Annotated in this window: 17 protein-coding genes; 3 read left to right on the top strand and 14 right to left on the bottom strand. The window is 67.9% G+C overall.

The window, feature by feature from the left end; all coding sequences use genetic code 11:
- Positions 1 to 63 precede the first annotated feature (63 nt).
- Positions 64 to 933: an outer membrane protein gene (locus C8J24_RS10680; protein ID WP_107932244.1), complete on the top strand. Its 870-nt coding sequence runs from the start codon at positions 64 to 66 to the stop codon at positions 931 to 933.
- 54 nt (positions 934 to 987) lie between these two features.
- On the opposite strand, the gene C8J24_RS10675 is transcribed toward C8J24_RS10680, so the two are convergent.
- Entirely contained in the window at positions 988 to 2361 is a 1374-nt protein-coding gene (locus C8J24_RS10675) for an FAD/NAD(P)-binding protein (RefSeq protein WP_107932242.1), read from the bottom strand.
- Positions 2362 to 2540: 179 nt separating this feature from the next.
- Here C8J24_RS10675 and C8J24_RS10670 point away from each other — a divergent pair, with 179 nt between their 5' ends.
- The gene (locus C8J24_RS10670) at positions 2541 to 4661 is read left to right on the top strand and encodes a M13 family metallopeptidase (RefSeq protein ID WP_167396743.1); all 2121 of its coding nucleotides are present in this window, start codon (positions 2541 to 2543) and stop codon (positions 4659 to 4661) included.
- 146 nt (positions 4662 to 4807) lie between these two features.
- Here C8J24_RS10670 and C8J24_RS10665 read toward each other — a convergent pair whose 3' ends face one another.
- The 6 genes from C8J24_RS10665 to C8J24_RS10640 all read right to left on the bottom strand — a co-directional run bounded on the left by C8J24_RS10665 (position 4808) and on the right by C8J24_RS10640 (position 8918).
- Positions 4808 to 5683, bottom strand: a complete 876-nt coding sequence (locus C8J24_RS10665; protein ID WP_107932240.1) for an alpha/beta hydrolase — start codon at positions 5681 to 5683, stop codon at positions 4808 to 4810.
- Positions 5683 to 6366 (bottom strand): glutathione S-transferase family protein, encoded by a 684-nt coding sequence (locus tag C8J24_RS10660; RefSeq protein WP_107932238.1) that lies wholly within the window; start codon positions 6364 to 6366, stop codon positions 5683 to 5685. Before C8J24_RS10660 ends, C8J24_RS10665 begins: the two co-directional genes overlap by 1 nt.
- On the bottom strand, positions 6366 to 7001 hold the full coding sequence (locus C8J24_RS10655; protein WP_107932236.1) for a 3-oxoacid CoA-transferase subunit B: 636 nt from the start codon (positions 6999 to 7001) through the stop codon (positions 6366 to 6368). The genes C8J24_RS10660 and C8J24_RS10655 overlap by 1 nt, the downstream gene beginning before the upstream one ends.
- On the bottom strand, positions 7001 to 7312 hold the full coding sequence (locus tag C8J24_RS10650; RefSeq protein WP_107932234.1) for a DUF5076 domain-containing protein: 312 nt from the start codon (positions 7310 to 7312) through the stop codon (positions 7001 to 7003). Before C8J24_RS10650 ends, C8J24_RS10655 begins: the two co-directional genes overlap by 1 nt.
- Positions 7312 to 8118 carry an HAD family acid phosphatase gene (locus C8J24_RS10645; protein WP_420894106.1) on the bottom strand — a complete coding sequence of 269 codons (807 nt, stop codon included), beginning with the start codon at positions 8116 to 8118 and terminating at the stop codon, positions 7312 to 7314. The genes C8J24_RS10650 and C8J24_RS10645 overlap by 1 nt, the downstream gene beginning before the upstream one ends.
- Before the next feature lie 89 nt (positions 8119 to 8207).
- Positions 8208 to 8918: a CoA transferase subunit A gene (locus tag C8J24_RS10640; RefSeq protein WP_107932232.1), complete on the bottom strand. Its 711-nt coding sequence runs from the start codon at positions 8916 to 8918 to the stop codon at positions 8208 to 8210.
- 116 nt (positions 8919 to 9034) lie between these two features.
- On the opposite strand from C8J24_RS10640, the gene C8J24_RS10635 reads away from it, so the two are divergent.
- Entirely contained in the window at positions 9035 to 10678 is a 1644-nt protein-coding gene (locus tag C8J24_RS10635; protein WP_107932230.1) for a thiamine pyrophosphate-binding protein, read from the top strand.
- A gap of 271 nt (positions 10679 to 10949) precedes the next feature.
- Here the strand turns inward: C8J24_RS10635 and alaS are convergent, their stop codons facing one another.
- From alaS to leuB, 7 genes are read right to left on the bottom strand one after another with little or no spacing between them, the layout of a single operon-like run.
- Positions 10950 to 13595, bottom strand: coding sequence for an alanine--tRNA ligase (alaS, locus tag C8J24_RS10630; RefSeq protein WP_107932228.1), 2646 nt, complete (start codon positions 13593 to 13595; stop codon positions 10950 to 10952).
- A 44-nt stretch (positions 13596 to 13639) separates the two neighbouring features.
- On the bottom strand, positions 13640 to 14203 hold the full coding sequence (locus tag C8J24_RS10625; protein ID WP_183935213.1) for a GNAT family N-acetyltransferase: 564 nt from the start codon (positions 14201 to 14203) through the stop codon (positions 13640 to 13642).
- The gene (locus C8J24_RS10620) at positions 14200 to 15006 is read right to left on the bottom strand and encodes a LysR family transcriptional regulator (RefSeq protein ID WP_056680126.1); all 807 of its coding nucleotides are present in this window, start codon (positions 15004 to 15006) and stop codon (positions 14200 to 14202) included. Before C8J24_RS10620 ends, C8J24_RS10625 begins: the two co-directional genes overlap by 4 nt.
- Positions 15003 to 15401 carry a Co2+/Mg2+ efflux protein ApaG gene (gene apaG / locus C8J24_RS10615; protein WP_031393907.1) on the bottom strand — a complete coding sequence of 133 codons (399 nt, stop codon included), beginning with the start codon at positions 15399 to 15401 and terminating at the stop codon, positions 15003 to 15005. Before apaG ends, C8J24_RS10620 begins: the two co-directional genes overlap by 4 nt.
- Complete coding sequence (locus C8J24_RS10610; protein ID WP_107932226.1) at positions 15398 to 16603, bottom strand: trans-sulfuration enzyme family protein; 1206 nt, start codon at positions 16601 to 16603, stop codon at positions 15398 to 15400. Before C8J24_RS10610 ends, apaG begins: the two co-directional genes overlap by 4 nt.
- 57 nt (positions 16604 to 16660) lie before the next feature.
- Entirely contained in the window at positions 16661 to 17794 is a 1134-nt protein-coding gene (locus C8J24_RS10605) for a glycosyltransferase family 2 protein (RefSeq protein WP_244180618.1), read from the bottom strand.
- Complete coding sequence (gene leuB, locus C8J24_RS10600) at positions 17791 to 18837, bottom strand: 3-isopropylmalate dehydrogenase (RefSeq protein WP_107932795.1); 1047 nt, start codon at positions 18835 to 18837, stop codon at positions 17791 to 17793. The genes C8J24_RS10605 and leuB overlap by 4 nt, the downstream gene beginning before the upstream one ends.
- Between the last annotated feature and the right edge of the window lie 19 nt (positions 18838 to 18856).

Here is an 18856-nt window from a genome sequence, read left to right as displayed (position 1 = left end):
ACAGGACAACCTGGGCCGCGGCGCACATTGGGCGCGTCGCGGCCCCTCGTTTGGGGAACGACCATGAAGCATTACATGAAACTGACCGCGCTCGCCGGCGTCGCCGTCGCGGGCGTTTTTGCCGTTCCGGCCGCCGCGCAGGAAACCACCGCAGATCGTCCGTTCTCGGGCGTCTATATCGGCGCGGCCGGTGGGTATGACGTGCAGGGCAACGACGTCGGCTCGTCGATCCTGTTCGACCGCAACGGCGACGGCAACTTCAACGACAGCGTCAACACCATCACCGGCGCCAACGCCTTCTCGCCGGGCTTCTGCAACGGCTCGGCGCGTACCGGTGCTGCGGCTTCCGGCTGCCGTAACGACGACGATGGTTGGGCCTATTATGGTCGTGCAGGCCTCGACGTTCAGCGCGGCAACATCGTCGTCGGCGTCGTCGGCGAATTCGGCACGAGCGACATCACCGACAGCACCTCGGGCTTCTCGACGACGCCTGCGAGCTACACGATGGCGCGCAAACTGAAGTGGGAAGCGTCGGCCCGCGGCCGTCTGGGCTATGCTGCCAACACCACGCTGTTCTACGGCACGTTCGGTGCCGGCTATGCCAAGATCGACAATCTGTTCTTCACGACGAACACGGCGAACGCGTTTTCGGCGACTGGCTCGAAGAACCAGTGGGGCATTCTCGGCGGCGGCGGCATCGAGCAGAAGCTGACCAAGAACATCTCGATCGGCATGGAATATATGTTCCACCAGTATCAGGATGACGATGCGCGCGTTCGCGTGACGGCGGGCACGGCGCTGGCCGGCAGCCCGGTTCTGCTGGCGAACAACCCGTTCCTGATCGCGCCAAACACCAGCGGCACCGATTTCCGCCGCAGCGATGAGAAGTTCCGCTGGCACAGCCTGCGCGCCACCGCGGCGTTCCGGTTCTGAGCCCATACGCTGCCAGCATCGCATGATGCTGGCAGCGTAAAGCTTCCGGCGATCCTAAAGCCCCTCGCCGCCTACCCATTGCGCGTTCGACAGGCGCCTTGCCAGATCCCAGCTCTGCTGCCGGATATCGGGGACCGCGACGACCTCCCACAATCCGCCGCGGGTCATCGGCCCGATACAGTGAAGCCGCTGTTCGGCATGCCCGTCCCGGCCGATCGCCCGCGACTGGGCATCGACATCGACCCCGAGACGAAGCGGATCGGGCCGGATCGCCCCGTCCGCGATCAGATGCCGGATCAGCGGCTCGCTCGATCGCATCAGGTCGCCCTGCGGCCCGGTACAGTTCACGATCCGCGCCGCGCGCGTGACGACCGCCTGGTCCGTGCCGCGTGGCCGCCAGCTAAGGTCCACAGCATCACCGGCTGCCGCGGCGGACACGATCTTTCCCGCTGTGAACCGGAGCCGCCCGGTCGAGACCAGCGCATCGACCCGGTCCGCGACCTCCGGCGCCAGCCGATGCCGGTGGACGTCCCAATATGGCCGTGCGTGCCGCAGGAACCGTGCGCGCTGCGACGTCGGGGCGGCCGCCCAGAGCATCTGGGTCACGGGGCGAAGCTCGTCGACCGCCGCGCGCCAGCCATCCGCCTTGGCACGGTCGCGGACGTGCCGGACGATCGCCGACACATCCCCCTGCGGCTTGTCGAGGACCCGCGCGGGCGGCGCGCCATCGACATGCCGCCGCGGTGAGAGCCCGCGCCGCGACACTGCCAGGATCTGCCCCGAAAATCCGCCGGCATCGAGCAGCAGCGCGGCGTCGATCGCGGTCAACCCGGTCCCGACCAGCACGACCGTGTCGTCCGGCCCGAGCCCCTCGCCAATGTCCGAGGCCCAGGGATCCGCGCTATAGCGTCCGGGCGGAAGATCGTCGGGGCTTAGCCCCGGCGGCGTGTGCGGCGGCAGGTTGCCGAGCGCGAGCACCGCACTGTCCGCGGCGATCGCGCTGCCGTCTGCCATCGTCACCGCAAGCCGGTCGGTACCGGCGAAGTCGATCGCGCAGACCTCCCCTTGCGCAAGCACCAGCCGCCCCGCCGATTGCGCGATCGTCGCGTCGAGCATCTCGCGCAGATACAGGCCGTAGGTCGTACGCGGCACGAACGTCTTGCGGTCGCCGTCACCGCGCGCTTCGAGCCAGCGGACGAAATGGTCGGGATCGTCGGGGAGCGCGCTCATGTTGCCCGCGCGTACGTTGAGCAGGTGGCTCGGATGCGCTGCACTATAGGCAACGCCGCGTGCGAGCTGGCGCTGGCGCCGCTCGACCAAAGTCGCGCGCGGTCCGCCGTGCCGCATCAGGTTGATCGCCAGCAACGTGCCCGAAAATCCGCCCCCGACGATGACGACATGATCGTCCGGTCCCGCGATACGTGTCATCCTGCCCCCATTTGCTGCGAAATCATCGTGCCCGCTCGATAGGCGCAAAGCTGCCCGGCGCACAGCCGGCACGCGCAACGCACGGGGAACATAGAAGGATTGCACAAACGACAGCGCTGTTGCACTTTCTCGTCCATGGCCTGCCGGTCCCGGTCTGGCCCTCCCCCGGAGATCGCCCTGTGAAATCGAAGTTCGCCGTTCTTGTCTCGCTGATCGCCATCGCCGCCGCCACGCCCGCCACCGCGCAGGACCTTCACGCCTGTATCGACGAGGCGTGCACGCTCGAATCGATCCTGCCGCAGGACGCGGCATCGGGCACGCCAGCAACCGATGCGGCGGCCGCGACGCGCTATGGCCGCTGGGGCTTCGACCTTGCCGGCATGGACAAGAGCGTGAAGCCCGGCAACGACTGGTTCGACTATGTGAACGGCAGCTGGGTCAAGAAGACGCAGATCCCGGCGGACCGCTCGTCCTATGGCGCCTTCGCGGTGCTGCGCGACCTGTCCGAGGCACGCATGCGCACGCTGGTCGAGGGCTACAAGCCCGGCGACGCCGCCAACCCCGATCGCGCCAAGGTCGCGATGCTCTACCAGGGCTTCATGGACGAAGCCGCGATCGAGCGCGCTGACGCTGCACCGCTGTTGCTGCGACTCGCCCCGGTAAAGGCTGCCGCGACGAAGGACGATGTCGCGGTGCTGATGGGCAAATCGATGGGCGGGTTCGGCGCCAGCTTCTTCGGTCCCGGCGTCAACGACGACGCGAAGCAGCCCGATATCTACGCGCTGTATCTGCGCCAGTCGGGCCTCGGGCTCGGCGACCGCGACCTCTATCTCGATCCGAAATTCGCTCCGCAGGTCGTGCGCTACCAGGCCTATGTCGCGCAGATGCTCGGCATGGCGAACTGGCCGAATGCGCAGGCCGCCGCGGCAAAGATTGTCGCGATGGAGACGCGGATCGCGCAGGCGCACTGGACCCGGGCGCAGAGCCGCGACCGCGACAAGACCTACAACCCGATGACGCTCGCGCAGCTTCAGGCGCAGGCGCCGGGCTTCCCCTGGGCCAAATTCTGGACCGCCGCGGGCATCGACAAGGCCAATCGCGCGATCGTCGCGCAGAACACCGCCTTTCCGAAGATCGCCGAGGTCTTCGCCACCACCGATCTCGACACGCTGAAGGCGTGGCAGGCGTTCCGTACTGCCGACGACATCGCGCCCCTGCTGTCGAAGCGGTTCGTCGACGCGAATTTCGACTTCCGCTCGAAATTCCTCAACGGCCAGCCGCAGCAGCGCGATCGCTGGAAGCGCGGGATCGGCGTCACCGAACGCGCGCTGGGCGAGGCGATCGGCCGCGATTACGTCGCGCTCTATTTCCCGCCGGCTTCGAAGACCAAGATGGACGAACTCGTCGGAAACCTGCGGATCGCGCTGCGCGGGCGGATCGACGGCCTTCCCTGGATGGGTGCCGCGACCAAGCAGGAAGCGCAGGCCAAGCTCTCCAATTTCAGCGTGAAGGTCGGCTATCCCGACAAATGGCGTGACTATAGCGCGCTACAGATCACCCCGGGCGACCTGATCGGCAATGTCGAACGCGCCGGGCGGTTCGAATGGGACTATCGCCGCAACCGCATGGGCGGCCCGGTCGACAAGGCCGAATGGGGCATGACCCCGCAGACCGTGAACGCCTATTACAACTCGGTGAAGAACGAGATCGTCTTCCCCGCCGCGATCCTCCAGCCGCCGTTCTTCGATCCGGATGCCGATCCCGCGGTCAATTATGGCGGCATCGGCGGCGTGATCGGGCACGAGATCAGCCACGGCTTCGACGACCAGGGTCGCAAGTCCGACGGCAAGGGCGTGCTGCGCGACTGGTGGACCGCACAGGATGCCGCCAAGTTCGAGGCGCAGGCGGTCAAACTCGGCGCGCAGTACGAGGCCTATACGTTCGAGGGCCTGCCCGGCGTGAAGATCAACGGTCGCGCCTCGATGGGTGAGAATATCGGCGATCTCGGTGGCGTGCTGATCTCGCTCGACGCCTATCACACGTCGCTCGGCGGCAAGCCCGCGCCGGTGCTCGACGGCTATAGCGGCGACCAGCGCTTCTTCTTCGGCTGGGGTCAGGTCTGGCGCACCCTGTTCCGCACCGAGGCGCTGCGCCAGCAGCTCGTCAGCGATCCGCATTCGCCGGGGCAGATCCGTGCGATCAACCCGCTGCGCAACGTCGATGCCTGGTACAAGGCGTTCGACGTGAAGCCCGGGGACGCGCAATATCTGGCGCCCGCGGACCGCGTCCGGATCTGGTAAGGCCGCAAGCCCGCCGCCGGGCACGAAAAAATCCGGCGGCGGGCCAAGGTCGGGGCGGCAGGGCTCCGTCCTGTCAACGAGGGTGGCGGTGTTCTTGCTCGTCCGTCGTCACCCTCGCCCCCGACGCTCGAACGGCCGGGACGCGGTCAGCGCATCGCCCGGTTCAGGAATGCCACGCTGTCCGCCAGCACCGTCGCCTTGCCGCGGAACGGCTTGGACAGCGCCATCGCCACATCCTCATGGCTGAGCCCCGGATAGTCGACATGCCGCACCGGTGCACCGAGCCCGGTCAGCTTCGCCGTCAGGTTGTCGGCATTGTGCGCCTTCACCTGCGTGTCGTCGCCCGCCGACACCAGCAACATCGGCGGCGCATCGCGTCGCGCGAAGTGGATCGGCTGGGTCATCACCGGATCCGCCGCCCCCTGCATCGCATCGATCGCGCGCCTGGCGGTGAACGGGTAGAAGTCATAGGGCCCGCACAACCCGACCGCGGCCTTGATGATCCGCGGGTCGACACCTTCCGCACGCAACCAGCGCGGGTCGAGCGTCAGCATCGCGACCGTATACGCCCCCGCGGAGTGACCGGCGACGGCGATCCGGTTCGGGTCGCCGCCCGACGCCTCGATATGATCGCGCGTCCACTTCACCGCCTCGGCGCCATCCTGAAGGAAGGCGGGGAAGCGGACGTCTGGCACCTTGCGGTAATCGGGCATGACGACGACGTAGCCCGCCGTCGCATAGGCCCGCGCGGCAAACGCATAGGCGCTGCGCGACCCGTGTACCCAGCCGCCGCCATACCAGAAGATCAGCACCGGCAGCCCCGTCTTCGCGCCGCCCGATGGCCGCCATACGTCGAGTTTCTGGCCATGCGTGCCGAACCGAACGCCCTCCCGCACCCGCGCAGTGCCGCGGCCGCCGCCCATCATGCCGTCGAGCACGCTGAGCGTCCCCGGCCCCGCGGTGAATGCCGTACCCGCGATCAGGATCACGACCAGCGCGATGACAATGGCAACGCGGCGCATCAGCGGCGGAAATCTGCGATGATCGATCCGCTGGCCGCCAGTTCGGCCTCGTGCCCGGCCTCGCGCCACGTCTCGCCGAGCGCGGCGTCTTCCCATTCGCGCATCGCCGGATGCGCGATGATCCGCTTGACCCAGGCAAGGCCCTGCGGACCGACATCGATCCCGTAGGTGCGGACGCGAAACGCGACAGGCGCAAAGAAGGCGTCGACGGCGGTGAAGTCGGCGCTTGCGAGCCAGGGCCCGCCGAACCGATCGAGACCTTCCGCCCAGAGTTCGGTGATGCGCGCGACGTTGCGGTCGAGCGCGTCACTGCCGCGGACCGGATCGACGCGGACGCCGACGTTCATCGTCCGCTCGTTGCGCAACGCCGCGAACCCGCCATGCATCTCTGCCGCCGCGCAGACCGCCCATGCGCGCGCGTCGTGATCGGACGGCCAGACGCCATCGTGCCGCTCGGCGAGGTAGAGCGCGATCCCCAGCGAATCCCACACCGTCCGCTCGCCATCGATCAGCACCGGCACCTGCCCGGTCGGCGAGAACAGCCGGAACGTGTCGTAATTTTCGGGCGCGAGAAAGGGTTCGATCCGATCCTCGAACGCGATCCCCAGCGCCCGCATCAACACCCACGGACGGAGCGACCAGCTGGAATAATTCCGGTTCGCGGTGACGAGCGTATAGCCCATCAGGTGGTGTAGCGCGCGGTGGTCTTGGCCGCGACCTCGTCCGCGGTCACGCCGGGGGCGAGTTCGACCAGCCTGAACGGTGACTCATGGTCTACGCGCTGGAACACCGCCAAGTCGGTGACGATCATGTCCACCACGTTCTTGCCGGTCAGGGGCAGCGAGCAGGACGGGATGAACTTTGGCGTCCCGTCCTTGGCGGTGTGATCCATCACGACGATGATCTGCTTGACGCCCGCGACCAGATCCATCGCGCCCCCCATGCCCTTGATCATCTTGCCCGGGATCATCCAGTTGGCGATGTCGCCGTCTTCGCTGACCTCCATCGCGCCGAGCACCGTCAGGTCGATATGCCCGCCGCGGATCATCGCGAAGCTGTCGGACGAGCTGAAATAGACCGACGACGGCAGTTCGCTGATCGTCTGCTTGCCCGCGTTGATCAGGTCGGCATCCTCTTCGCCGGCATATGGGAACGGCCCGATCCCGAGCATCCCGTTCTCCGACTGGAGCGTGACGGTCATGCCGTCGGGAATGTTGTTCGCGACGAGCGTCGGGATGCCGATGCCGAGATTGACGTAATAGCCGTCCTTCAGTTCCTGTGCGGCCCGCGCCGCCATCTGGTTACGATCCCACGGCATCAGTTGAGCGTTCCTTCCTGGATGGTGGTGATGGTCGTGACCTGGTCGCGCAGTTCGGCGCTGACGCCGTCGACGATCGCCTGCAGCGCGGCATCCTCGGCGATGCCCCAGGTGCCCGCATAGGCGCGGGCGGCGTGACGGATCGTGTCGGCGAGGAGGTAGCCGAACACGGCCGGATCCTCGAGGATGCCCGCGTCGATCAGCACGTTGCTGCCTGCATTGTTGGTGATCCAGATCCGCGCGACCTCGACCGATTCGTCCGTCAACGCGGCGCCGGGATCGAGCTTGATCGCGTTGGGGTGGTCGGTCATCAGTGGATTCCCTGTGTCGGCGCCCAGTGGATCGCGGGCGGAAAGACCTCGTCACGGCTGCCTTTCAGCGCGGTGCCGTAGACGGGGTTGGGCAGCACGAACCACCCTGCCCCCCATTTCGCGGTGATCACCGGCGACTGCACCACCGCACGCCGCGCGGCGGGGGTTTGCCCTGCGTTGAACAGGTCGCTGAAATCGCCCAGCTGGTCGCCGCCCATCGCGACGACGCAATATCGGGCGGCGATCGTCGCGCGGCGGCCGTCCTTCTTTGATCCGGTCGCGTCGTCGCCGGCGAGGAACAGGGTCTCGCCGTGGCGGGCGGGGCCAAGTCCCGCGGCTTCGATCGCCGCCTGCGTCTGTGCGGCATTGGCGGCGGCGCGGTTGGAGTTGAAGACCACCGTCACGCCCATCGCGCGCAACTGCGTCAGTGCAGCGAGCGCGCCGGGAACGGGCGCGACCTGCTTGATGCCGGTGCGCTCCCACTCCTGCCAGCGCGGTTCGGACCAGGGCCGCCCCGTCGACGCATCATATTCGAAGCCGAGATTGAGCAGCACGGTCTCGTCGACGTCGAACACCGCGGCCTTTGCCTTGCTGCCGCATGCGGTCCAGCGCGGCGCGGCGAGCGTCGCGCCGGGCGCGAGGACGACCGATGTCGGCGTACGCTGCGCACGGACATAGCCGACAAGCGCGTTCCACGCCTGGATGCTGGCAGCGGCGGCCTCGCCCGAGGCGTAGAGATACTGCATGCCCGCGGGGACGCCGTCGACGGTCACCGGTGCGGAGACGATCGCGGTCGGCGAGGTCACGCTGACGCACCCTTGCAGAACCAGTGATCCTGCGAGCGCAGCGGTCCAGGGAAAATGGCCGCGCTTGCGGCGCACTATCGGGTTTGGTTTCACGCGGAGACCCGCTCGCGAACGGTGCGAAATTCGATCTTCTTGTCGTAGGGTGCGCCGACGATCATCCGCTTCACATAGATCCCCGGCAGGTGGATCGCATCGGGATCCAGGCTGCCGACGGGGACGATCTCCTCGACCTCGGCGATGCAGATCTTGCCCGCCGTCGCCATCGGCTGGTTGAAGTTGCGCGCGGTCTTGCGGAAGATCAGATTCCCGCTCTCGTCCGCCTTCCAGCCCTTGATGATGCTTAGGTCCGCACGGATGCCGCGTTCGAGGATATAATCCTGCCCGTCGAAGCTCTTCACCTCCTTGCCCTCCGCCACCAGAGTGCCGACGCCGGTCTTGGTGTAGAAGCCGGGAATACCCGCGCCGCCCGCGCGGCAGCGCTCGGCAAGCGTCCCCTGCGGGCAGAATTCGACCTCGAGCTCTCCGCTCAGATATTGCCGCTCGAATTCCTTGTTCTCGCCGACATAGGACGAGATCATCTTCTTCACCTGGCGCGAACGGAGCAGTTTACCAAGGCCCTGCCCGTCAATGCCGGCATTGTTGCTGGCGATCGTCAGGTCCTTGACGCCCGACGCCTCGATCGCGTCGATCAGCCGCTCGGGGATGCCGCACAGCCCGAACCCGCCCGCGCAGATCGTCATCCCGTCGAACAGCACGCCCTCGAGTGCCGCCGCCGCGTCGGTGTAGCGCTTGTTCGCCATGCATCCTCCTATCGTCTTTACCGCGGCATAATGCGCCGGGCAGTGGACGGCAATGTCGGGCGGGCGTTCTCGACTTGGTGACGATTGCCGGGCTACGGTGGCGGCAGGAGATTGTCATGACCCAGCGTACCGGCGGCCAAATTCTCGTCGACCAACTCGTCGCACAAGGCTGCGACCGTATTTTCACCGTACCCGGCGAAAGCTTCCTCGCGGTGCTCGACGCGCTGCACGACACGCCCGCGATCGAGACGGTGGTGTGCCGGCAGGAAGGCGGCGTGGCGTTCATGGCCTGCGCGGACGGCACGCTGACCCACCGCCCCGGCATCGCCTTCGTGACGCGCGGGCCCGGCGCGACCAACGCGTCGATCGGCGTGCATGTCGCGATGCAGGACTCCCAGCCGATGATCCTGTTCGTTGGCGATATCGACCGCGGCACGCGTGACCGCGAGGCGTTCCAGGAGATTGATTTCCAGGCGATGTTCGCGCCCATCGCCAAATGGGCGGCGCGGATCGACGATGCCCGGCGGATCCCCGAATATGTCGCGCGCGCCTATGCGACCGCGATGTCGGGACGCCCCGGGCCGGTGGTGCTCGCACTCCCCGAAGACATGCTGCTAGACGTGGTCGAGGCGGTCGATCGGCCGCGGGTCGAGCGCGTCGCGCAGGCGTGCGACGCGGACATGATGGACCTGCTCGCGGATCTGCTGACGACCGCCGAACGGCCGGTGGCGATCGTCGGCGGCGCAGGCTGGGATGCGGCCGCGTCGGGGGCGTTCTCGACCTGGGCGGATCGCAACGGCATTCCCGTCGCCGCGGCGTTCCGGCGGCAGGATGCGATCCCGAACGCCTGCCCGGTCTGGGCAGGCAACCTCGGCTATGGCCCCAATCCGAAGCTCGTTGAGCGGGTGAAGGTCGCCGATCTGCTGCTCGTCGTCGGGCCGCGGCTGGGGGAAGCGACGACCGACGGCTATGCGCTGGTTACGCCCGATCATCCGGGGCAGCGGATCGTCCATGTCCATCCCGATCCCAATGAGTTGAACCGCAGCTATCACGCCGACGTCGCGGTGTGCGCGGGAATGGCCGAATTCGCCGAGGCACTGCTTGCGATCGACCTGCCGCCGCGGACTGCGGGTCAGGAAGCGCATGCCGAGTGGCGCGCCTGGTCGACGCCCGCGCCGCGCGATCTGGTCATGGACCTGGGGCCGTGCGTCGCGGCGATGCGCGAGCGGCTGCCCGCGGATGCGATCCTCTGCAACGGCGCGGGGAATTATTCGGGCTGGTGGCATCGCTACTGGGCCTATGCCGGGCCGGGAACGCAGCTTGCGCCGACCGCCGGGGCGATGGGCTACGGCGTACCCGCCGCGGTCGCCGCGTCCCTGCGACATCCCGAGCGGACCGTGGTCGCGCTGGCGGGTGACGGGTGCTTCCTGATGAACGGGCAGGAACTTGCCACCGCGGTCGCGCAGCGCGCGGACATGCTGGTGCTGGTCGTCGACAATGGCGGCTACGGCACGATCCGGATGCATCAGGAGCGCGAATATCCGGGGCGGGTGTCGGGAACCGCGCTGCGCAATCCGGACTTCGCCGCGCTGGGCCGCGCCTATGGGTGCTGGGCGGAAACGGTCACCAAGACCGAGGATTTCGCCGCGGCGCTGGACCGGGCGATGGGGCGGTCCGGGGTGCGGATGCTGCACCTGGTCACGGATATCGAGGCGATCACCGCCGGGACGACGCTGGCGGCAGTGCGCGGGGCGGCGTGATCCTTATTGGGTGATGAGGCCACTAACCCACCCCACCCTCCACCCCGGCGAAGGCCGGGGTGGAGGGTGGGGGACAGCAGTAACCGCGGACGGTCCGCTGTTACCTCGGCCTTCCCACCTGGGCCCCGGCCTTCGCCGGGGTGGCATGGGGATATTTGACAGCTCTCTTCTCACCGTTCCCCCGCGAAGGCGGGGGCCCAGGGTACCGGGCGCTACCGGTATTTAGCTGGGCCCCCGCGTCCGCGGGGGAACGGCCCAAAACAATAGCCTCTCAGCCCGCCAGCTTCGCCCGCACCGCAGCTACAGCCTCCGCCGCCTTGTCCCCATCAGGCCCACCGCCCTGAGCCATATCAGGACGGCCACCGCCACCCTGCCCGCCAAGCGCGGCGACCGCGATCTTCAGCAGGTCGACCGCATTGTGGCTCGCGACCAGATCCGCGGTCACGCCGACCGCGACCGAGGCGCGGCCGTCGTTGATCGCAACGAGCATCGCGATCCCCGACCCCAGCCGCTGCTTGGCCTCGTCGACCGCGCCGCGCAGGCCCTTCGCCTCGAAATCATTGAGCACCTGTCCGATAAAGGCCACGCCGCCGACCTGCTCGGGTCCCGCCGCCTCACCGGAACCGCCGCCGCCGAGCGCCAGCACCTTCTTCGCATCGGCCAGTTCGCGCTCGAGACGCCGGCGATCCTCGATCAGCGCCGCGACGCGCGCGGGCACCTCGTCGGGAGTCGATTTCAGCGCCGCCGCCGCCTCGCGCAGGCGATCGTCGCGCCCGGTCAGATAGGCGCGCGCTGCCTCGCCGGTCAGCGCCTCGACACGCCGCACGCCGCTCGACACCGCGCCTTCGCCGACGACCTTGAACAGCCCGATATCGCCGAGCGCGGACACATGCGTGCCGCCGCACAGTTCGATCGAATAGGTCTTGCCGTCGTCCTGCGACCCCATCGAAACGACGCGGACCTCGTCGCCATATTTCTCGCCGAACAGCGCCATCGCACCCATCGCGATCGCGTCGTCGGGGGTCATCAGCAGCGTGGTGACCGCGCCGTTGCCGCGGACCTGCGCGTTCACGTCGGCCTCGACCTGCGCGATGTCGGCAGGCGTCATCGCGACCGGCTGCGAGAAGTCGAAGCGCAGGCGGTCGGGCGCGACCAGACTCCCCTTCTGCGCGACATGCTTTCCGAGCCGTTCCCGCAGCGCTTCATGAAGCAGATGCGTAGCCGAATGGTTGGCACGGATCTGCGCGCGGCGCGCGACGTCGATCTGCAGCTTGACCGTATCGCCGACCTTGATCCCGCCCGACTCGACCATCGCATGGTGGACGAACACGCGGCCGAGCTGCTTCGACGTCTCGGTGACAGTCGCGCGCAGCCCGGTGTCGGTCGAGATGTGCCCGGCATCGCCGACCTGGCCGCCGCTCTCGCCGTAGAAGGGCGTCTGGTTGACGACGATCGACACCGTATCACCCGTCGTCGCATGGTCGACGCGCGCGCCGTCCTTGACGAGCGCGACGACCTCGCCCTCACCGGTGTCCGAGGCATAGCCGAGGAACTCAGTGCCGCCGCTCTGCTCGACGATGTCGAACCAGATATCGTCCGAGGCCTTCGCGCCCGACCCCTTCCACGCAGCACGCGCGGCGCGCTTCTGCTCGGCCATCGCGGTGTCGAAACCGTCGCGGTCGACCGCCAGCCCGCGTTCGCGCAGCGCGTCCTCGGTCAGGTCGTACGGGAAGCCATAGGTGTCGTAGAGCTTGAACGCGACGTCACCGGCCAGCGTACCCTCGGTCATGTCCGCGGTCGCCTCGTCGAGCAGCTTCAGCCCCTTGTCGAGCGTCTGCCGGAACCGCGTCTCCTCCTGCTGCAGCGTCGCCTCGATCAGCGGCTGCGCACGGAACAGCTCGGGATAGGCCGCGCCCATCTCGGTGACGAGCGACGGCACCAGCCGGTGCATCAACGGCTCCTTCGCGCCCAGGATATGCGCGTGGCGCATCGCGCGGCGCATGATCCGGCGCAGCACATAGCCGCGGCCTTCATTCGCGGGCAGCACGCCGTCCGCGACCAGGAAGCCCGCGGTGCGCAAGTGGTCGGCGATCACGCGGTGGCTCGCGGTATTCGCGCCGTCGGTCGCGGTATGCGTCAGCGCGCCCGAGGCGGCGATCAGCGCCTTGAACGTGTCGGTGTCGTAATTGTCGGTGACGCCCTGCATGACCGCGGCGATACGCTCGAGCCCCATGCCGGTGTCGATCGAGGGCTTGGGCAGATTGCCGACGATCTCGGCATTTTCCTGCTCATATTGCATGAACACGAGGTTCCAGATCTCGACGAAACGATCGCCGTCCTCGTCGGGGCTGCCGGGAGGGCCACCGGGGATGTGATCGCCGTGGTCGTAGAAGATCTCCGAGCATGGCCCGCACGGCCCGTTGTCGCCCATCGACCAGAAATTGTCTTTGGTCGGGATGCGGATGATGCGGTGCTCAGGGAGGCCCGCGATCTTCTTCCAGAGGTCGAACGCCTCGTCGTCGGTGTGATAGACGGTCGCGGTCAGCCGGTCGGGCGACAGGCCCCAGTCCTTCGTCAGCAGCGTCCACGCATGCGTGATCGCCTGTTCCTTGAAATAATCGCCGAACGAGAAATTGCCGAGCATTTCGAAGAAGGTGTGATGCCGCGCGGTGTAGCCGACATTGTCGAGATCATTGTGCTTGCCGCCCGCGCGGACGCACTTCTGGCTGGACGTCGCGGTCGTATAGGGGCGCGATTCGAGGCCGGTGAAGACGTTCTTGAACGGCACCATCCCCGCATTGACGAACATCAGCGTCGGGTCGTTCTGCGGCACGAGCGGCGCAGAGGGCACGATCTGGTGTCCCTGCGAACCAAAATAGTCGAGGAAGCCGCGGCGGATGTCGTTCGTCGATGTCATGCCGCCGACTTAGGCGAGCAACCGGGTTCGCTCAAGTGACCGCGTTACGCGGATTGTGGCAGGGCCGCCGCCAGCCAGTCATCGGCGTGAAGCCCGTAGATCAGGCTGTCGCGCAGCCCCATATGCGTCTCCCATTCGCCCCGCAGCAGCCGTTCGCGCCGGAACCCCAGCCGTTCGAGCAACAGGATCGACGCGCGGTTCTCGCTGTCGGCATCGGCGAACACGCGGTGCTGCCCCTCGGCAAACAGCTGATCGAGCACCGCCGATACCGCCTCGCTAGCCAGGCCGCGGCCCCAGTGCGCGCGCGCGAGGATGAAGCCGATCTCGGTCACCCCCTGCCCGCGCATCCGCCCGCCCGACACCCAGCCGATCGCCCGGTCGTCGCCGTGCCGGGTGATCGCCCAGGCGCGCCAGTTCACGTCGGCGGCATCCTCGACCAGATAGAGCCGCGTCGCCTCGATCGACGTCAGAGGACCATCCGCGGAATAGGTCATCAGGTCCGCGTCGGCGAGCGTCGGGTGCAACGCGACCGCGTCCGCCTGAACGAGCCGACGCAACCGGAGCCGCGGCGTCACCAGCACCGGATGGGGCAGCGCGCGACGCCTCAAGCGATCAGCGCATCGACGAGCGCGCGCACTTTCTTCTGACGCCACTGCGGCAGCGGCGCGACGAGCCAATAGCCGCCACGCGACGGCTGCGCGTCGCCGATGATCCGGACCAGCCCCGCATCGAGCCCGCGCCGCGCCAGCAGTTCGGGCACGGTTGCCCGCCCGAGCCCCGCCGCCGCCGCATCGATCGCAAGCCCTGCATCACCGACGCGGACGAGTGCCGTGGCATCCCCCGCCGCCGGGTCGAGCGCGGGCGCGCCGGGCCAGGCGATGATCGCCTCGGACGCGCTGCCGGTCGCGGCGATCGTGACGAGCCCTTCGGATTCGAGCGCCTCGCCCTCATTCTCGCCAGGACCATCGCCCCAGCGGATCGCGAGGTCGAGATTGGCCTCGGTAAAGTCGACCGTCTCGTCCGCGGTGATCAGGACGAAGCGCAGGTCGGGATCCGCCGCAGCAATCTCGGCGAGCCGCGGCATCAGCCATTTCTCGGTCAGGTCGCGCGGCGCGGCGATCGTCAGCGACTTGGACGTCTGCCCCGCCTGCATCGCGCGGACCGCTTCCTCGAACTGGAGGAAGCCGTTGCGCAAGGGCCCGAGCCCCGCTTCGGCCTCGGGCGTCAGTTCGAGCCCGCGCGTGGTACGCCGGAACAGCACGACGCCCAGCGTGTCCTCGAGCGCGCGGATCTGCTGCCCGACCGCGGCGGGGGTGACTGCGAGCTCGTCGGCGGCACGCGTGAACGACAGGTGGCGCGCCGCCGCATCGAGCACGCGCAGCCCGTTCAGCGGAAGGTGCGTACGCTTCACGAAATCACCGCCGGGGCGCTGAGCGAGAAATGCGGGATCGCCACCTCGAACACCGCACCGGTGTCGTCGACCATCCGGTAGGATCCGCGCATCGCGCCCGTCGGCGTCGCGAGCGGGCAGCCCGAGACATAGTCAAAGCTCGCGCCCTGCTCGATCAGCGGCTGTTCGCCGACGACACCCTCACCCTCGACGGTGTGGCGCGCGCCATGCCCGTCGGTGATGATCCAGTGTCGCGTCAGCAGCTGGACCGCGCCGGGCCCGTCATTTTCCAACCGGATATGATAGGCCCAGAACCAGCGCCCGCGCTGCGGCTCGGACTGTTCGGGCAGATAGCTGACCGAGACGCGCACCGTCACCCCGCGCGTCGTCGCCGCACTGGGGAACAGCGCCTTCACAGCCCGACCTTGCCCAATGCCCGGTCGAGATCGTCGATCACGTCGCGCACGTCCTCAAGCCCGACGTTGAGCCGCAACAGCCCCTCGGTCACGCCCATCTCAGCCTGCTTGTCGGGCGAGACGCTGGCATGGGTGGTCGAGGCGGGATGCGTCATCAGCGACCGCGAGTCGCCGATATTGTTCGAGATATCGACGAGCTCCAGCGCGTCGAGCAGGCCATGTGCCTGTTCGCGCCCCTCGACCTCGAACGCGAAGATCGGGCCGCACGCGTCCATCTGACGCATCGCCAGCTCGTGCTGCGGATGGCTGGCGAGGCCGGGATGCAGGATCCGCGGCACGCGCGCTTCCAGAAACGCGCCGACCTTCTGCGCATTTTCCGACTGGCGACGGATACGCAGATCGAGCGTCTCGAGCCCCTTGAGCACCACCCACGCATTGAACGGCGACAGCGTCGGCCCGGTGTTGCGCGTGAAGGGCAGCAGCGTGTTGGTGATGAAATCCTCGGTCCCGCATACAGCGCCGGCGAGCACGCGACCCTGCCCGTCCATCATCTTGGTCGCGCTGTACGCGATGACGTCCGCACCGAACTCCATCGGCCGCTGCAACGCCGGCGTCGCGAACGCATTGTCGACGACAGTCGTGATGCCGCGCTCGCGCGCGATGCCGCACACCGCCTTCAGGTCGACGATGTCCATCGTCGGATTGGCGGGCGTCTCGAAGAAGAAGACCTTGGTCTCGGGCCGCACCGCGTCGAGAAACGCCTGCGGGTCGCGCGCGTCGACGATCGTCGTCGCGATCCCGAACTTGGGCAGCAGCGTATCGGTCAGCCAGCGGCACGATCCGAACGCCGCGCGGCCGCCGACCAGGTGATCGCCGCTCTGCAACTGGCACAAAAGCGCCGCGGTCATCGCGGCCATGCCCGTCGCCATCGACCGGCACGCCTCGGCCCCCTCGAGCAGCGCGATCCGCTCCTCGAGCATCTGCACCGTCGGATTCTGCAGCCGGGAATAGGTCATCCCGTCCTGCTCGCCGGCAAAGCGCGCCGCCGCGTCACCGGCCTTGTCGTAGCAATAGCCCGAGGTAAGGAAGAGGGCCTCCGACGTTTCGCCATATTCGCTGCGGGCGGTGCCGCCGCGGATGGCCTGCGTCTGCGGACGCCAGTTCTGGGTGATCGAACGATCTTGGCCGGTCTTGCGCTTCATGGCGACGCTTTGCCGGGGGCGGGCGGTGATGACAACCCCCGCGGAGGGTCGCGTGCGCTAGTAGCGCCCCCAGGTAAACCTGGATGACAGCGCATAATTCCACACCGCGCCGACCAACACGCCGATCATCGCCGACACCGCCCAGGCGTCGTTGCGGACGTCGTGCATGAACGCCGCGATCCCGACATTGGCGATCGCGCCAACCGAACAGATCAGCGCGAACGATACCCAGCCATCGGCGAGCTGCCGCCACCCCTTCAGCCGCCGGTCGCGATAGGTCAGCGCATTGTTCAGGAAGAAGTTCATCGTCAGCGCGGCCAGCGTCGCGCCGATCTGCCCGACCAGGAACGACGTCCCGATCCCCAGGAACAGCGCGCTGAGCACCGCCATGTGCACGCCGATGCCGAGCACACCGATCGCCGAGAACATCGCGAACCGCACGGGCACGAACCGCCCGAACATCCGGTCGTACAGCGCGATCAGATATTCCAGCGCCACGACGTGATCGAGCTTGCTCTCCCCTTCGGTCCGGCAGCGGAAGGTATAGGGCAGCTCGGCGAACCGCAGCGGCTCGGGCGCGGCGGTCAGCAGGTCGAGCAGGATCTTGAACCCGATCGCCGACAGTCTGGGCGCAAGCGCGCGCGCGACGTCGGTACGGATCGCGAAGAAGCCGCTCATCGGATCGCTAAGATCCGCCTTGAGCACGCGCCGCGACAGCCGCGTGGCGAGCGCGGACTTGGCGACGCGGTCCCGATCCCAGTCGCCGGTCCCGCCGCCGCTGACGAAGCGCGATCCGATCACGACGTCGTGATCGCCCGCCTGAAGGAGGTCGAGCATCTTTGGCAACAGCGTCTCGTCATGCTGCAGATCGCCGTCGATCACCGCGACGACGGGCGCGGCGGTCGCGCACAGCCCCTCGATACAGGCCGAGGACAGCCCCCGCCGGCCGATCCGCTGGATCACGCGGACGCGCATGTCACTGCGCCCGAGCACGCGTGCCGCCTCGGCGGTGCCGTCCGGGCTGTCGTCGTCGACGAAGATCGCCTCCCAGCGCCGCCCCGCCAGTGCCTGGTCGAGCTTGGCGATCAATGCAGCGACGTTCGCCTTTTCGTTGAACGTCGGGATGACGACCGCGATCTCGAGCGTGTCCGCCCCCGCGCCCTGCACCGCGTCCAGCTCGACCGGACTCACCCGAGCGATGCGATCACCGCGTCGCCCATCGCGCGCGTCGTCAGCGTGCCGCCGAGATCGGGGGTCCGCGCGCCGCCCAGGATCGCCGCGGCCACCGCCGCCTCGATCCGGTCGGCGGCGTCGGCCTTGTCGAGCGAATGCCGCAGCATCATCGCTGCGGACAGGATCGCGGCACAGGGGTTCGCCTTGCCCTGCCCGGCAATGTCGGGCGCGCTGCCATGGATCGGTTCGTACAGACCGTGACCCTGGCCATCGAGCGCAGCGGAGGGCAGCATGCCGATCGATCCCGCGCACATCGATGCCTGGTCGGACAGGATGTCGCCGAACAGATTGCCGGTGACGACCACGTCGAACTGGCCGGGATCGCGCACCAGCTGCATCGCCGCGTTGTCGACATACATGTGGCTGAGCGCGACGTCGGGATAGTCCGCCGACACCTCGATCACGACGTCGCGCCACAGCTGCGACGTCTCCAAGACATTGGCCTTGTCGACCGACAGCAGCTTGCTCTTGCGGGTACGGGCGGTCTCGAACCCGACGCGCGCGATCCGGGCGATCTCCGCCTCGTCGTAACGCATCTCGTCATGGCCTTCGCGCAGGCCCTCGGCCGTCGTCCGGATGCCCTTGGCGCCGAAATACACGTCGCCGGTCAGCTCGCGGACGATCACCATATCGATCGTGCGTGCGATCTCCGGCCGCAGCGACGACGCATCCTCCAGCCCCGCGAACAGCTTGGCCGGACGCAAATTGGCGAACAGCCCCAGCTCCTTGCGCAAGCCCAGGATCGCCTGTTCTGGTCGCAAATGCCGTTCGAGCCGATCGCAATCGGGGTCGCCGACCGCACCGAACAGCACGGCGTCCGCGCGCCGCGCGAGCGCCAGCGTCTCGGGCGGCAGCGGATGCCCCGCCGCCTTGTACGCCGCACCACCGACCAGCGCCTCGTCAAAGCTCAGATCGAGGTCGAGCCGGTCGAGCACGCGGCGCGCCTCGGCAGTCACTTCGGGTCCGATGCCGTCGCCGGCCAGTATCGCGATCAAGGGCATGTGCGTTCCTCCGCCGCCG

Source organism: Sphingomonas aerolata (assembly GCF_003046295.1).
Taxonomy (GTDB): Bacteria; Pseudomonadota; Alphaproteobacteria; order Sphingomonadales; family Sphingomonadaceae; genus Sphingomonas; species Sphingomonas aerolata.
The sequence above is the reverse complement of the archived record's forward strand: the minus strand, read 5'-3'. Positions and strand labels throughout refer to the sequence as shown.

Bases quoted from the DNA above. Each gene is read 5' to 3' on its own strand.
- C8J24_RS10635 (WP_107932230.1), top strand. From the start codon at position 9,035: ATGACCCAGCGTACCGGCGGCCAAATTCTCGTCGACCAACTCGTCGCA.
- C8J24_RS10675 (WP_107932242.1), bottom strand. From the start codon at position 2,361: ATGACACGTATCGCGGGACCGGACGATCATGTCGTCATCGTCGGGGGC.
- C8J24_RS10665 (WP_107932240.1), bottom strand. From the start codon at position 5,683: ATGCGCCGCGTTGCCATTGTCATCGCGCTGGTCGTGATCCTGATCGCG.
- C8J24_RS10610 (WP_107932226.1), bottom strand. From the start codon at position 16,603: ATGAAGCGCAAGACCGGCCAAGATCGTTCGATCACCCAGAACTGGCGT.
- C8J24_RS10660 (WP_107932238.1), bottom strand. From the start codon at position 6,366: ATGGGCTATACGCTCGTCACCGCGAACCGGAATTATTCCAGCTGGTCG.
- alaS (WP_107932228.1), bottom strand. From the start codon at position 13,595: ATGACATCGACGAACGACATCCGCCGCGGCTTCCTCGACTATTTTGGT.
- C8J24_RS10655 (WP_107932236.1), bottom strand. From the start codon at position 7,001: ATGCCGTGGGATCGTAACCAGATGGCGGCGCGGGCCGCACAGGAACTG.
- C8J24_RS10640 (WP_107932232.1), bottom strand. From the start codon at position 8,918: ATGGCGAACAAGCGCTACACCGACGCGGCGGCGGCACTCGAGGGCGTG.
- leuB (WP_107932795.1), bottom strand. From the start codon at position 18,837: ATGCCCTTGATCGCGATACTGGCCGGCGACGGCATCGGACCCGAAGTG.
- C8J24_RS10680 (WP_107932244.1), top strand. From the start codon at position 64: ATGAAGCATTACATGAAACTGACCGCGCTCGCCGGCGTCGCCGTCGCG.
- C8J24_RS10650 (WP_107932234.1), bottom strand. From the start codon at position 7,312: ATGACCGACCACCCCAACGCGATCAAGCTCGATCCCGGCGCCGCGTTG.